This is a genomic window from Rhizobium sp. 01N48, from assembly GCF_056399145.1.
This window is the reverse complement of sequence record NZ_JBFTQT010000016.1, coordinates 37,376-50,294: the sequence shown is the minus strand read 5'-3', so window position 1 is coordinate 50,294 and position 12,919 is coordinate 37,376. Positions and strand designations below refer to the sequence as shown.

14 protein-coding genes are annotated in these 12,919 nt (G+C 63.2%); 5 read left to right on the top strand and 9 right to left on the bottom strand.

Annotation, left to right across the window (positions count from 1 at the left end):
- The first annotated feature begins 73 nt into the window (after window positions 1–73).
- Complete coding sequence (locus AC1DOG_RS22830) at window positions 74–712, top strand: queuosine precursor transporter (protein WP_289730207.1); 639 nt, start codon at window positions 74–76, stop codon at window positions 710–712.
- 30 nt (window positions 713–742) lie between these two features.
- Here AC1DOG_RS22830 and AC1DOG_RS22825 read toward each other — a convergent pair whose 3' ends face one another.
- Window positions 743–1,675, bottom strand: a complete 933-nt coding sequence (locus tag AC1DOG_RS22825) for an AraC family transcriptional regulator (protein WP_477931269.1) — start codon at window positions 1,673–1,675, stop codon at window positions 743–745.
- Window positions 1,676–1,816: 141 nt separating this feature from the next.
- On the opposite strand from AC1DOG_RS22825, the gene AC1DOG_RS22820 reads away from it, so the two are divergent.
- A complete protein-coding gene (locus AC1DOG_RS22820; protein ID WP_477931267.1) occupies window positions 1,817–2,707 on the top strand; it encodes an SDR family oxidoreductase in 891 nt (296 codons plus the stop codon).
- Between the two features lie 9 nt (window positions 2,708–2,716).
- Here AC1DOG_RS22820 and AC1DOG_RS22815 read toward each other — a convergent pair whose 3' ends face one another.
- The 4 genes from AC1DOG_RS22815 to AC1DOG_RS22800 all read right to left on the bottom strand — a co-directional run bounded on the left by AC1DOG_RS22815 (window position 2,717) and on the right by AC1DOG_RS22800 (window position 7,608).
- Window positions 2,717–3,724, bottom strand: a complete 1,008-nt coding sequence (locus AC1DOG_RS22815) for an esterase-like activity of phytase family protein (RefSeq protein WP_477931265.1) — start codon at window positions 3,722–3,724, stop codon at window positions 2,717–2,719.
- A 54-nt stretch (window positions 3,725–3,778) separates the two neighbouring features.
- The gene (gene cobT, locus AC1DOG_RS22810) at window positions 3,779–5,680 is read right to left on the bottom strand and encodes a cobaltochelatase subunit CobT (RefSeq protein WP_018901557.1); all 1,902 of its coding nucleotides are present in this window, start codon (window positions 5,678–5,680) and stop codon (window positions 3,779–3,781) included.
- 12 nt (window positions 5,681–5,692) lie between these two features.
- Window positions 5,693–6,685, bottom strand: a complete 993-nt coding sequence (gene cobS / locus AC1DOG_RS22805) for a cobaltochelatase subunit CobS (RefSeq protein WP_018901558.1) — start codon at window positions 6,683–6,685, stop codon at window positions 5,693–5,695.
- 308 nt (window positions 6,686–6,993) lie between these two features.
- Window positions 6,994–7,608, bottom strand: a complete 615-nt coding sequence (locus AC1DOG_RS22800; RefSeq protein ID WP_018901559.1) for a J domain-containing protein — start codon at window positions 7,606–7,608, stop codon at window positions 6,994–6,996.
- A 105-nt stretch (window positions 7,609–7,713) separates the two neighbouring features.
- Here AC1DOG_RS22800 and AC1DOG_RS22795 point away from each other — a divergent pair, with 105 nt between their 5' ends.
- Complete coding sequence (locus AC1DOG_RS22795) at window positions 7,714–7,995, top strand: BolA family protein (RefSeq protein ID WP_047508549.1); 282 nt, start codon at window positions 7,714–7,716, stop codon at window positions 7,993–7,995.
- A 58-nt stretch (window positions 7,996–8,053) separates the two neighbouring features.
- Here AC1DOG_RS22795 and AC1DOG_RS22790 read toward each other — a convergent pair whose 3' ends face one another.
- The 4 genes from AC1DOG_RS22790 to AC1DOG_RS22775 form a co-directional block, all read right to left on the bottom strand.
- The gene (locus tag AC1DOG_RS22790; RefSeq protein ID WP_477931261.1) at window positions 8,054–8,527 is read right to left on the bottom strand and encodes a DUF2938 domain-containing protein; all 474 of its coding nucleotides are present in this window, start codon (window positions 8,525–8,527) and stop codon (window positions 8,054–8,056) included.
- Window positions 8,528–8,600: 73 nt separating this feature from the next.
- Window positions 8,601–9,911 carry an HlyC/CorC family transporter gene (locus tag AC1DOG_RS22785; protein WP_018901562.1) on the bottom strand — a complete coding sequence of 437 codons (1,311 nt, stop codon included), beginning with the start codon at window positions 9,909–9,911 and terminating at the stop codon, window positions 8,601–8,603.
- Window positions 9,908–11,038 carry a 3-dehydroquinate synthase gene (gene aroB, locus AC1DOG_RS22780; RefSeq protein ID WP_477931259.1) on the bottom strand — a complete coding sequence of 377 codons (1,131 nt, stop codon included), beginning with the start codon at window positions 11,036–11,038 and terminating at the stop codon, window positions 9,908–9,910. Before aroB ends, AC1DOG_RS22785 begins: the two co-directional genes overlap by 4 nt.
- On the bottom strand, window positions 11,038–11,625 hold the full coding sequence (locus AC1DOG_RS22775) for a shikimate kinase (RefSeq protein ID WP_018901564.1): 588 nt from the start codon (window positions 11,623–11,625) through the stop codon (window positions 11,038–11,040). The genes aroB and AC1DOG_RS22775 overlap by 1 nt, the downstream gene beginning before the upstream one ends.
- A 146-nt stretch (window positions 11,626–11,771) precedes the next feature.
- On the opposite strand from AC1DOG_RS22775, the gene AC1DOG_RS22770 reads away from it, so the two are divergent.
- Together AC1DOG_RS22770 and xerD are read left to right on the top strand one after the other, a co-directional pair.
- Entirely contained in the window at window positions 11,772–11,948 is a 177-nt protein-coding gene (locus AC1DOG_RS22770) for a hypothetical protein (RefSeq protein ID WP_018901565.1), read from the top strand.
- Between the two features lie 4 nt (window positions 11,949–11,952).
- Entirely contained in the window at window positions 11,953–12,906 is a 954-nt protein-coding gene (gene xerD / locus AC1DOG_RS22765) for a site-specific tyrosine recombinase XerD (protein WP_477931256.1), read from the top strand.
- Window positions 12,907–12,919: the final 13 nt, after the last annotated feature.

The following is a 12,919-nucleotide window of genomic DNA, read 5'->3' as shown; positions in this document are numbered from 1 at the left end:
ACGGATAATCCCGTTCAAGCCTTTTGCTTTGCCTGATATTCCTCCAACTGGTGGCATACCCCAGGATAAAAAAATGCTTCAGACGCGCTATACCCTTATCTACGTCGCCCTGATGACGCTTGTCGTCGTCTCGTCGAACTTCCTCGTGCAGTTCCCGCTGAACGTCACGTTCGCAGGCGTCAATCTCGCCGATCTGCTCACCTGGGGTGCCTTCACCTATCCGGTCGCCTTCCTGATCACCGATCTCACCAACCGTCAGTTCGGGCCGCAGGCGGCGCGCAAGGTGGTGTTTGCCGGCTTCCTCGTCGGCGTGGCGCTCTCCTTCTTCACATCGGTGCCGCGCATCGCGATCGCTTCCGGTACGGCCTATCTGGCCGGTCAGCTGCTCGATATCGCGCTGTTCAACCGGCTGCGCCGGCAGGCCTGGTGGCGCGCGCCGCTGGTCGGCTCGGTGCTCGGTTCCATGCTCGACACGGTGATCTTCTTCTCGCTGTCATTCGCCGCCTTCTTCGTCTTCCTCGGCCCGAACGAGCCTTTCGCGCTCGAGGCGTCGCCTGTTCTCGGCGTTTTCGCCGCCGAGGCGCCGCGCTGGATTTCCTGGGCGATCGGCGATTTCTGGGTGAAGCTCCTGGTCGGCCTCGTGATGCTTCTGCCCTACGGCGCGCTGATGAGCGTGCTCAGGCCGATGCAGGGCGCCCGCGCGGCCAGCTGATCCTCGATAAAATCTAACGGCGGCGCTTCATCATGAAAGCGCCGTCGCCATTTTGGGGCGGTCGCGGACGTATTGCCGGGGCGAGCAGCCCATGATCCGCTTGAATGCCGTGCTGAAGGCCGCCTCCGACTCGTAGCCGAGCGAGGGCGCGATGACCGAGATCGGGTCGCGGGAGTTCTCCAGCCGGTTGCCGGCCAGCAGCATCCGCCATTGCGCCAGATACTCCATCGGCGAAGTGCCGACCGTTTCCCTGAATTTCTGCGCGAATGTGGAGCGCGACATGCCGGCGTGCGAGGCAAGCGCCTGCAGCGTCCAGCGTTCGGCCGGGCTGTCGTGGATCGCCGATATCGCAGCACTCATCTGTCGGTCGGCGAGCGCGAAGAGCCAGCCAACGCCGGTGTTCGAGCGATCCGCCAGATGCAGCCGCAAGGCCTGCACGAGGATCATATGGGCGAGGTGCTCGACGATCAGAAAGCCGCCCGGCTGCGGTGCGCGCAGTTCCTGCATCATCTGCTCGACGGCAAAGCGCAGCGCTGCCTGGCTTTGCTCGTCGCGTAAGAGCACGATCGGCGGCAGCATTTTCAGCAGGATATCGGCGTGACTGCCGGCAAGGCCGAAGCGGCAGCTGACGATCGAGAAGTCGCGGCCATCGTTCAAGGAGACGATGCCATCCTTGCGTGGGCCGAGGAATATCGTGGCGGCCGGGATTGGCTCAAGTGCGAGATCGGTGGCGAGCCTGAACGGCCGGCCGCGTGGGAGCAGAAAGCTGTCGCCGGGGCGTAGATGTACCGGATCCTCGATACCCTCGACACTGAGCCAGCAGCTACCCGACACGATGGCGCCGCACTTGATGCCACCATTCTGGTCTGGAAACTGGATCGCCCAATCGCCGCCCGCCTCCATGCCGGCGGAGAGATAGTTTTGCGGCTTCAACAGCGAGAGAACGTTTGACAGAGGATCCATTGAAAACTCCGGACGATCGCGAAGATATTCCGGACAATATAACATGGACCGTATCGTCTCAAGGCCCTAGCTTTTCCTCGACACGCCCGCACTCGACACGTCCGCATCGGCAGGCGCGTCGCAGCAAGCAAGGAGATGAGCATGCGCGTTTTCGTTACCGGTGCCACCGGCTTTGTCGGCTCGGCCGTCGTTCAGGATCTCATTCAGGCCGGCCATCAGGTGCTCGGTCTCGCCCGCTCGGATGCTTCGGCCGCCTCGCTAGAGGCTACGGGGGCAAAGGCTCATCGCGGCGATCTCGAGGATCTCGACAGTCTGCGCCGGGGGGCTGATGCCTGCGACGGCGTGATCCATACGGGCTTCATCCACGACTTCTCCAAGTTCAAGGAGAATTGCGAGATTGACGGGCGCGCCATCGAGGCGATGGGCAAGGTGCTCTCGGGCTCCGGGCGGCATATGGTCGTGACCTCGGGCACGGGTCTGCTGGCGCCGGGCGCGGTCGCCACGGAGGAGATGGCGGCACCCTCGTCGTCAGCCATTCCGCGCGTCTCGGAGAAGGCGGCGCTCTCCATGGTGCCGGATGGCCTCAGCGCCTCGGTGGTCCGTCTTCCGCCCTCGGTACATGGCGATGGCGACCATGGCTTCGTGCCCATCGTTATCGGTCTCGCGCGCGAGAAAGGTGCCTCGGCCCATATCGGCGAGGGCATGAACCATTGGCCGGCGGTGCATCGCCTCGATACTGGCAGCCTCTACCGGCTGGCGCTGGAGAAGGCGCAGGCGGGTGCGCGTTACCATGGCGTGGCGGAGGAGGGGATACCGTTTCGCGAGATCGCCGGCGTCATCGGCAAGCGGCTGGGCCTGCCTGTCGTTTCAAAGTCGCCGGAAGAGGCGGCGGAGCATTTCGGCTGGTTCACGCATTTCGCGTCGATCAACAACCGGGCGTCCAGCGCCTGGACGCGGGAAACGCTCGGCTGGGAGCCCAGGCATCAGGGGCTGATCGCCGATCTCGACCGACATGCTTACTTCGAGGGCTGACGCGCCCTGTCAATGCGAGGCGGCGGTGTCGGCCGATGGGCCGGGCCGCTGCTCGTCGAGCTTGAATTCCAGCATCAGGTTGCGCTGGAGAATCGAGTGGTTGTCGTCGGAGACGATGATGACATGGGTGCTGCCATCGGCGGCGGTAAAGGTGTCTAGGCCTTCCATGTTGTCGATCTGGTAGCCGAAATCGCCCTCTATCAATATCTCGCCATCCATGACGCTCCCGGGCTTGATATCGGCCGACTTGATGCGGCGGATGCGCATGCCGATGCCTTCAGCCATGTTGAAACGGCGCTCCAGCAGTAGGAGGTCGCCATTCGGCAGGAAGGCGCCGTCGGTGGCGTCGAAGTCGCCGTAATGGGCAAGCGCCAGCTTACCTTTCAGCGGTCCGTCCAGGATCGCGGCATAGGCGTTGCCGTCGTCGTCGAGGCTGCGCTCGGCGACGATCAGCGTGCCGCCTTTGAGCGGGCTCGATGGCGGCGAGACGGCGATCGTCTCGAAGCCGCGATTGGCGCGCAGTTGCTTCTTCTCGAAAGGGATGGGGAGTGTGTCGAGCGCGCGCGAGGTCTCGAAACCGGGATCGGGATAGAGATCGACGCGGTGAAACTGCTCATATGAGACCAGCACCTTGCCGTCCTTCAGCGCGACGCCCTCGGCATCCATCAGTGCCTTGCCTTCGAGGATCTTGCCGACGCGGTCGCGCATTGGGGTGATCTCGACATCGGCAAGCCCGCTGAGGCTGCCGTCCGCGCCGCGCTCGATGCGGCCGGTCATCCAGTGGCCGGTATCGAGGACGCCGACGAAATGCTTTTGGTCATCGCGGAAACGGATGGAAGACAGCGAGCCGAAGAGACGGTTCGGGGAGACCATTTCCAGGCCGCCAACGAATTCGAAAGGCCCGAAGCGCTTCTCGTCGGAGCCGATCTTGAAGTTCGAGATGATGCTGCTTCTCACTTCCGCGGCCGGCGTTTCGGCCAATGCGGATGTGCCGGTCGCAAGTGAGGCGGCCAGCATGAGGGCTCCAGCGAAACGGGTTCGGAACGCCGGAGCCGATAGCTTCATGGGCGATCAGCCGGCGCGGCGGGCGCGTCCGCCGCGCGGTTGCGCCGCCTGGTCCTCGAAGAGCGAGGCAAGCTGTTCGGTCATGGCGCCGGCCAGTTCGTCGGCATCGACGATGGTGACAGCGCGACGGTAGTAGCGCGTGACGTCGTGGCCGATGCCGATGGCGAGGAGCTCGACCGGAGAGCGGGTCTCGATGCGTTCGATCACCGCGCGCAGGTGGCGCTCCAGATAGTTGCCCGGATTGACTGAGAGCGTCGAATCGTCGACCGGCGCGCCGTCGGAGATCATCATCAGGATCTTGCGCTGCTCGCGCCGCGCGATCAGGCGGTTATGCGCCCACATCAGCGCTTCGCCGTCGATGTTTTCCTTGAGCAGGCCTTCGCGCATCATCAGGCCGAGATTGGTGCGCGAGCGGCGCCATGGGGCGTCGGCGGATTTGTAGATAATGTGGCGCAGGTCGTTCAGGCGGCCCGGCGTCTGCGGCTTGCCGTTGGCGAGCCACTGTTCCCGCGCCTGCCCACCCTTCCAGGCCTTGGTGGTGAAGCCGAGGATTTCGACCTTGACGCCGCAGCGCTCCAGCGTGCGGGCGAGAATGTCGGCGCAGGTGGCGGCAACCGTGATCGGGCGGCCGCGCATGGAGCCGGAATTGTCGATCAGCAGTGTCACGACCGTATCGCGGAACTGCGTGTCGCGCTCCTTCTTGAAGGAGAGCGCCTGGGTGGGGTCGATGATCAGGCGCGTCAGGCGGGCCGGATCGAGATAGCCCTCTTCCAGGTCGAAGTCCCAGGAGCGGTTCTGCTGCGCCATCAGGCGGCGCTGCAGGCGGTTGGCGAGGCGGCCGACGGCGCCCTGGAGATGGGCGAGCTGCTTGTCGAGGAAGGCGCGCAGGCGCTCCAACTCGGCGGCGTCGCACAGCTCCTCGGCGGTAATCGTCTCGTCGAACTCCTCGGTGAAGACGTGGTAGTCGACCTTCTCGTTGAAATCGTCGAAGGGCGTGTTGGGACGGCGGGTTTCGCCCGGCGTTTCCGAGTCGTCCTCGCCCTCTTCCTGCATGTCGTCGTCGGAGATCTCGGCGCCTTCGGTCTCGCCGTCCTCCATCTGCTCGTCGGCGACTTCGCTGTCCTCGACGGGGGCGGCATCCGAGCCGGCATCGTCCTCGACATCGTCGTCGTTCTGGTCTTCGCCGCTCGGCTTGTCTTCTTCGTCCTGCTGGTCGTCAGAATCGGGATCGCTGTCGTCATCGCCATACTCCTCGGCCATTTCCATGGCTGTGAGCATGTTGCGGATGACCTTGGAGAAGGCCTGCTGGTCGTTGATGACGCCGGTCAGGTTCTCGAGATCCTTGCCGGCCTTGTCCTCGATGAAGGAGCGCCAGAGATCGAGCACCTTGCCGGCGGATTCCGGCGGCTTTTCGCCTGTCAGCTTTTCGCGCACCATCATGGCGACGGCTTCGCCGACGGGTGCGTCTTCCTGGCGTTCGATGCCGGAGAAATTGGCCTTGGCGTATTTTTCCGTCGTCATCGAGCGCAGATTGCTGGCGACGCCTTCCATGCGCAGCGCGCCGATCGATTCCACGCGCGCCTGCTCGACGGCATCGAAGATGGCGCGGGCGTCGGAGCCCTGCGGCGCCATCGTCGCGTGCACCTTTTCGTCATGGCAGGCAAGCCGCAGCGCCATCGAGTCACCGAGCCCGCGGGTCACCGCAAGCTCGTGCATCGTCGGGCGCTTGGACAGTTCCGGCAGGCGGATGCGCTCGGCGGTCATGCCCGGCCGCTCGTTGGCGAAGGTCACCTCGACCTCGCCGTCGCCGGCGATCGCGCGCACGCTGCCGGTTATCGCCCGGCGCAGCGGCTCCACGTCGACGGGTGCACCGGGCTTTGCTTTCGAATTGTCACCACGCGCTGCCATGATCCGTTAGCCTCAGGCCTCCAGGACGATGTTGGCGGCGCTTTCCTTCAGCTCGACGCCGAAGGCGCGCTGATAGTGCTCGGCAACCAGCGGACGCTCCAGTTCATCGCACTTGTTGAGGAAGGTGACACGGAAGGCGAAGGCGAGATCGCCGAAGATCTCGGCATTCTCAGCCCAGGTGATGACGGTACGCGGGCTCATGACGGTCGAGAGATCTCCGTTCATGAAGGAGGCGCGGGTGAGATCGGCGACGCGTACCATCTTGGAGACGGTATCGCGGCCGTTCTTGTCCTTGCCGAAGCTCTTCACCTTGGCGGCGACGATGTTCACTTCGTGCTCGTGCGGCAGATAGTTCAGCGTCGAGATGATCGACCAGCGGTCCATCTGCGCCTGGTTGATCTGCTGCGTGCCGTGATAGAGGCCGGTCGTGTCGCCGAGGCCGATCGTGTTGGCGGTCGCGAACAGGCGGAAGGCCGGGTGCGGGCGGATAACGCGGCTCTGGTCGAGCAGCGTCAGGCGGCCGGAGGATTCCAGAACGCGCTGGATGACGAACATGACGTCGGGGCGGCCGGCGTCGTATTCGTCGAAGACGAGCGCGACATTGTGCTGGTAGGCCCAGGGCAGGATGCCGTCCTTGAATTCGGTGACCTGCAGGCCGTCCTTGACGACGATGGCGTCCTTGCCGACGAGATCGATACGGCTGACATGGCTGTCGAGGTTGATACGCACGCAGGGCCAGTTGAGGCGGGCGGCGACCTGCTCGATATGCGAGGACTTGCCGGTGCCGTGGTAGCCGGAGATCATCACGCGTCGGTTATGAGCGAAGCCGGCAATGATGGCGAGCGTGGTTTCGCGATCGAAGAGATAGTCGGGATCGAGATCCGGAACATAGGCGCTGCCCTGGCTGTAGGCCGGAACGCGGATGTCGGAATCGATGCCGAAGACCTCCCTGACCGAAACGGTGGTGTCCGGAAGTTCCGAGATATCAAGGTCAATCTTGCTCATCATGTCTCCAAGGCGGGTGGTCGACACCCTGCCATACTGTCTCAGCTCGTTTCGCGATCATGGCGTTGTGGTATCCCACGCGCTCATGTCTGAACGTCGGCGATGCTTCTCCGGGACTGAAACGAAACCTCGGGGACGATCAAATCACCGCCTGCGAGCATTCTTGACGATAGTCCCGGACAAGAAACGCCGCGTCCGGAAGTGGCCGAGGCGCCTGTGAGACAAACGCGGAAAAAGGTGCCGCGGTTGCCTGCGGCCTCAGCCGATTTGGACCATACCCGATTGAAGACCAAGAGCAAGGACGGGAATTAACAAAAACCGTTCTGCTTCAATAATTGATAGGCCTGGATCACGGCGCGAAAGCGCTCTTCGGAACCACGGTCGCCGCCGTTCGCGTCGGGATGGTGCTTCTTCACCAGTTCCTTGTAGCGGCTCTTGATCTCGGACGATGTGGCGTTGGCCGCAAGGTTCATCGTGTCGAAGGCCTTGGCTTCCAGGCTCTTCAGCTTGCGCTGCTCGGGAAAGCGCGGGCCGCTGCTCTTGTTTTCCTTGACGAAGCCGAAGGGGTCGCGAACCCGCGTATAGGCGCCGGAGCGGATATCCGACTGGATCGGGCTATCCTTGGCCGACTTGTTGACGCCGACGGTCCAGGTCGGGCGGTGGCCGGTGATCGCTTCCTTCTGGTAGCGCGCGATCTCGCCGTCCGAGAGGCCGGAGAAATAGTTGTAGCCCTTGTTGTACTCTTTGACGTGCTCGAAGCAGAAGAGAAAGAACTGCCCCTCGGCATTGCGTCCGACGGGAGCGCGATGCACGCCTTTCTTGTCGCAGCCGTCCCACTGACAGGACGGGGGAGCCTGTTCGGGTTCCTGCTCGCGTTTGCGGCGGGTGCGGATGCGATCGAAATATTTGGAATCAAGTCTCATGACGGCGCTAATTATGGGGCTCAGAATGGGTGAGGACAAGAATTGACAAACGGGAATGTTGCTGGCTTGGTGGGAACCTTTTTCTCAAGGCAGCAAGATCGGCTCATGACGGTTCAATCCTCCATCGAAGAGAAGCTCACCGCGGCATTCGCGCCGGAGCGGCTTGATGTCATCAACGAAAGCCACCTGCATGCCGGCCATCACCCTGACGTTACAGGGGAAGGCGAGACCCATATGCGGGTCAGGATCGTGTCCGCGTCGTTTGCCGGCATGACACGGCTGGCGCGTCACCGGGCGATCACGGAGCTTTTGAAACCTGAACTGGATGCGGGGTTGCATGCGCTGGCAGTGGAGCCGGCGGCGCCCGGAGAGCCGGTGCGCTGGTAAGCCGACACCGCGTCATATGGGCGCGGTGCGGCGGTTTCGCAAGGATGGCCGGTCGTCTCTAACGAATCAGAAGTGCCGTCGCGTATAGGCCGAAGCCGAAGACGGTGTGGGCGACGAGGCCGAGGAAGCGGACCTTGTTGGGGTTCGGCGTCTTCGATGCCGCCCAGCCGATGCCGAGGCCCGGCTGCAGCAGGAACCAGCCGCCGGCGATGGTGACGATGCCCCAGATCCAGGCGGGCAGGAAGGTAGGCGCGACGAGCCAGTAAGGGCCGGTCAGGATCACCAGCATGATGCCGTAGATGATGCCGACGGCGTAGTGGAAGACCCAGCCGAGCGCGACTTCGTGCTTATAGGGTTCGGCCTTGCCGATATCGTCGTGAAAGACGGTGCCCTTGGCGAAGAGATGCCAGAGCCAGCGGCCTGGTGGTCCCCAATTCGGTATTGCGCCCTTGGCAAGCGCGATCGACCAGATGTCCATGAGGACGGTGGCGCCGATGCCGATGGCGATCGAGCGCCAGAGAAGATCAAACATATCAAATCCATAATGATGCTGCTCGCCGGGCTCCTCCCGCAGCGCGCAATGGGTGACAAGGGGGGACGGTAGATCAGGCGGGGTTGTTTTCGTTCTCCTCCGCCGGGCGGATACGCAGTCTGGTGATGCGGTTCTTGTCGCGTTTCATGACGATGAAGCGCTTGCCGTAGAAGGTGAAGGCCTGGCGCTCCTCGGGAATGGTCATGGATTCGTGGATGACGAGGCCGGCGATCGTCGTCGCCTCCTCGTCGGGAAGCTGCCAGTCGAGCGCGCGGTTGAGGTCGCGGATCGGCACGTTGCCGTCGACCACCACCGACCCGTCCGCCTCCTGGCGTACGCCCTGCATCTCGATGTCGTGCTCGTCGGAGATATCGCCGACGATCTCCTCGAGGATGTCTTCAAGCGTGACGATGCCCTGCACCTCGCCATATTCGTCGACCACGACGGCGAAATGCTGCTTGCGGCGCAGGAAGGCGTTGAGCTGCGCTTCAAGGTTGGTGCTGTCAGGCACGAACCACGGCTTCTGCGCGATCTTAATGATGTCGAGCTGTTCGGGCTCGGCGTTGCGCTCGGCGAGCGCTCTCAGCAGGTCCTTCGAATGCACGACGCCGATGATGTTGTCGGTCGTGCCGCGCCAGAGCGGCATGCGGGTGAAGGGGCTGTCGAGAATGGTGCGAACGACCACTTCGGGCGGATCGTCGGCGTTGATGCAGCGCATGGCCATGCGGTGGACCATGATATCGGACAGTTCGAGTTCGCCGAGATCGAGCACGCCGCCGAGGCGGTCGCGATCGGCCTTAACCACCGATCCCTCGCGATGCAAGAGATCGACCGCGCCGCGCAGCTCCTCATGGGCCGAGAGCATGGAGACTTCGCGCGACAGGTTGATGCCGAAGCGGGCGAGGATCCAGCGGACGATGAGGTTTACGAAGGAGGAGACCGGGCCGACGATGAAGACGAAGGCCTTGACGGCCTTGGCGACGGCGAGTGCGAAACGCTCGGGGATCGAGATCGCCCAGCTCTTCGGCAGCACTTCGGCGAAGATGACGAGGATGACCGTCATGGCAAGCGTCGCGAGCGCCACGCCCGAGTTGCCGAACAGGCCGAGAAAGACGCTGGTGGCGATCGAGGACGAGAGGATGTTGGCGAGGTTGTTGCCGATCAAGAGCGCGCCGATCAGCCGGTCTCGGCGCTCGATCAGTTCGCGCACGATGCCGGCGCGTTCCTCGCCGTTTGCCTCAAGCGTGTGGATGCGGCTGCGCGATACGGCTGTCAGCGCCGTCTCGGAGCCGGAGAAGAAGGCGGACATGAGGACGAGGGCCACGATGGAAACGATTTCCGGCCAATATGCGGAAAGAAATGCCAGCGTGCCTTCGAGGGTCATTGCGGGTGTTTTTCCTTGAGGAAGCTCAATACTTCGGATGCCGGGACGTCGTTTGCGACGAAAGACTGGCCGATGCCGCGGGTGAGGATGAAGGTGAGCTTGCCACCCTTGACCTTCTTGTCCTGCGCGATCGCGTCCATCAGCACTTCGGCCGGCGGCAGCGTGCCTGGAATCTGCGACATGCGGGTGGGGAGGCCGACTTCCTTCAAGTGATGCTCGACGCGCTTTGCATCGTCAGGGCTTGCGAGGTTCATGCGGGCCGAGAATTCGTGGGCGAGCACCATGCCGATTGCAACGCCTTCGCCATGGACGAGGCGGCTGCTGTCATAGGCGGTGGCGGCTTCCAGCGCGTGGCCGAAGGTATGGCCGAGATTGAGCAGGGCTCGCTGGCCGTTTTCATGCTCGTCGGCGACGACGACATCCGATTTCGCTTGGCAGCTTGCGGCGATCGCCTCGATGCGGGCGGCGCCGCCGGAGAAGACGGACTGCCAGTTCTTCTCCAGCCAGGCGAAGAAATCGGGCTTGTCGATCAGACCGTATTTGGCGACTTCGGCGTAACCGGCGCGGAATTCGCGTTCGGAGAGCGTGTTGAGCACATCGGTATCGGCCAGCACGAGGTCGGGCTGGTGGAAGACGCCGATCAGGTTCTTGCCGTGGCGGCTGTTGATGCCGGTCTTGCCGCCGACGGAACTGTCGACCTGCGACAGCAGCGATGTGGGGATCTGCACGAAGCGCACGCCACGTCTGACAATGCCGGCAACGAAGCCGGAGAGATCGCCGATAACGCCGCCGCCGAGCGCGATCACGTAATCGTTACGCTCGACGCGGGCTTCCAGAACCTTGTCGCAGGCGGTGATCAGATGCTCGAAGCTCTTGGTCTTTTCGCCGGCCGGCAAGACCAGCGAAGACGATGCAATGCCCGATGCCGTCAGGCTTTCGACGAGGGCGTTGAGATAAAGCGGCGCGACGTTCTCGTCGGTGATGATGGCGGCCTTGCGGCCCTTGAGGCGGGCGGCGATCTCGGCGCCGGCACGCGCGATCAGGCCGGGGCCGATCAGGATGTCGTAGGCGCGGTCGCCCAGCGGCACGTGAACCTTGCATTCGGCAGAGGCGGCAATCGCATTCATCAGGCTGCACTTTCGGTTCTGCTGTCGATCACGGCTTTCAGCACTTCGTCGGCCATCACTTCCTTGCGCACATCGCGCGAGAGGACGGTGAGGTCGGCCTGCTCATAGATCGGGTATCTTGCGTTCATCAGGTTTTCGAGCGTCTGCTTCGGATTTTCGGTCTTCAGCAGCGGGCGGGTGTCGCGCTTGTTGACGCGCTCCCAGAGCACGTCGAGATCGGCCTTCAGCCAGACCGACAGGCCGCCTCGCTTGATATGCTTGCGGGTGCGGTCGTTGATGAAGGCACCGCCGCCGGTGGAGACGAGGCGCGGGCCGCCCTTCAGCAGCCGCTTCATGACCCGTCCCTCGAGCGCGCGGAATTCGTCCTCGCCGTAGGCTGCGAAAAGCTCGCTGATCGACATGCGCGACACGCGCTCGATCTCGGCATCGCTATCGATGAAGGGGATGCCCAGCTGGGTGGCGACGATGCGGCCCACCGACGACTTGCCGGCGCCCATCAGACCCACGAGGATCAGATTGCGCGAACCGAGCGCAGCACGAGCTCTGTCCCTCAGGCTATCGGCAACGATCAGAACTGGGTCGTTCATTGGTCCATTCACACTTTGTTTGCGAACGGTATCAACAAATGCAGGTGTAGCGTCAAGTCAGAGGTAAGGGAATCATGGTTCAAAAGCTGCTTCTTGCACTTGCAAACGCGCTTCTTCATAAAGAAGCAAAGCCATGGAGTTGTTGAATGCCGAGCCTGTTCCGATTTCTCGCCATATTGGCGGTCATCGCCGGAGCGATATACGGAACGATGTGGGCGCTCGTGACTTTCGTCGAGCCGAAGGAGCGCGACGTGACGATCCGCATTCCATCCGAACGTATCAACCCGCCCGCCACCGGCGCGATCAGCCCGGCGAAGAAGTGACGCGATGAGGGATCTCAGCCGCGTTCAGGTCGAGTCCTTTCTCGAAATGATGAGCGCCGAGCGGGGTGCCGCGGCCAATACGCTTTCCTCCTACGAGCGCGATCTCGACGACCTGCATTCCTTCCTGAACGGCAGAAGCGTGCGGCTGACGGAGGCCGCCTCCGCCGATCTCTCGGCCTATCTGGCATCACTTGCCGCGCAGGGCTTCAAGCCTTCGTCGCAGGCGAGGCGGCTGGCGGCGATGCGGCAGTTCTACAAGTTCCTCTATGCCGAGGGGCTGCGCATCGACGATCCGACCGGCATTCTCGACGCGCCGAAGAAGGGGCGGGCGCTGCCGAAGACGATGGGCGTCGACGAAGTCGGCCGGCTTTTGGAAAAGGCCGAGGAGGAGGCGCAGGACGAGGCGCCCGGGCAATTGCAGCGGCTGCGCATGCTGGCGCTCCTGGAGCTGCTCTATGCCACCGGCATGCGCGTCAGCGAGCTGGTGTCGCTTCCCGCCCGCGTGCTCGACCAGGAGGGGCGCTTCCTGATCATTCGCGGCAAGGGCAACAAGGAGCGGCTGGTGCCGCTGTCGCAATCGGCGATCGCGGCGCTGAAGCTCTATGGCCGGATGCTGGCGGCCGAGGCGGCAAAAGCCGAAAATCCACAGGAAAGCCCGTGGCTGTTTCCGGCGGCCTCTAAGGAGGGGTATCTCGCCCGGCAGGTCTTTGCCCGCGACCTCAAGAACCTGGCGATCCGCGCGGGGCTTACCCCATCGATGATCTCGCCGCACGTGATGCGGCACGCCTTTGCCAGCCATCTGCTGGCCAACGGCGCCGATCTGCGCGTGGTGCAGGAACTGCTTGGCCATTCGGACATTTCCACCACGCAAATCTACACGCATGTGCTGGAAGAAAGGCTCCAGCAACTGGTCCAAACGCATCACCCCCTTGCCAAACAGGCGAAAAAGCAGGATTAGGACCGGCGACAAG

What these genes read in the sequence shown, in the direction of transcription:
- AC1DOG_RS22830 (WP_289730207.1), top strand. Translation starts at nt 74, where the DNA reads ATGCTTCAGACGCGCTATACCCTTATCTACGTCGCCCTGATGACGCTT.
- AC1DOG_RS22825 (WP_477931269.1), bottom strand. Translation starts at nt 1,675, where the DNA reads ATGGATCCTCTGTCAAACGTTCTCTCGCTGTTGAAGCCGCAAAACTAT.
- AC1DOG_RS22820 (WP_477931267.1), top strand. Translation starts at nt 1,817, where the DNA reads ATGCGCGTTTTCGTTACCGGTGCCACCGGCTTTGTCGGCTCGGCCGTC.
- AC1DOG_RS22815 (WP_477931265.1), bottom strand. Translation starts at nt 3,724, where the DNA reads ATGCTGGCCGCCTCACTTGCGACCGGCACATCCGCATTGGCCGAAACG.
- cobT (WP_018901557.1), bottom strand. Translation starts at nt 5,680, where the DNA reads ATGGCAGCGCGTGGTGACAATTCGAAAGCAAAGCCCGGTGCACCCGTC.
- cobS (WP_018901558.1), bottom strand. Translation starts at nt 6,685, where the DNA reads ATGAGCAAGATTGACCTTGATATCTCGGAACTTCCGGACACCACCGTT.
- AC1DOG_RS22800 (WP_018901559.1), bottom strand. Translation starts at nt 7,608, where the DNA reads ATGAGACTTGATTCCAAATATTTCGATCGCATCCGCACCCGCCGCAAA.
- AC1DOG_RS22795 (WP_047508549.1), top strand. Translation starts at nt 7,714, where the DNA reads ATGACGGTTCAATCCTCCATCGAAGAGAAGCTCACCGCGGCATTCGCG.
- AC1DOG_RS22790 (WP_477931261.1), bottom strand. Translation starts at nt 8,527, where the DNA reads ATGTTTGATCTTCTCTGGCGCTCGATCGCCATCGGCATCGGCGCCACC.
- AC1DOG_RS22785 (WP_018901562.1), bottom strand. Translation starts at nt 9,911, where the DNA reads ATGACCCTCGAAGGCACGCTGGCATTTCTTTCCGCATATTGGCCGGAA.
- aroB (WP_477931259.1), bottom strand. Translation starts at nt 11,038, where the DNA reads ATGAATGCGATTGCCGCCTCTGCCGAATGCAAGGTTCACGTGCCGCTG.
- AC1DOG_RS22775 (WP_018901564.1), bottom strand. Translation starts at nt 11,625, where the DNA reads ATGAACGACCCAGTTCTGATCGTTGCCGATAGCCTGAGGGACAGAGCT.
- AC1DOG_RS22770 (WP_018901565.1), top strand. Translation starts at nt 11,772, where the DNA reads ATGCCGAGCCTGTTCCGATTTCTCGCCATATTGGCGGTCATCGCCGGA.
- xerD (WP_477931256.1), top strand. Translation starts at nt 11,953, where the DNA reads ATGAGGGATCTCAGCCGCGTTCAGGTCGAGTCCTTTCTCGAAATGATG.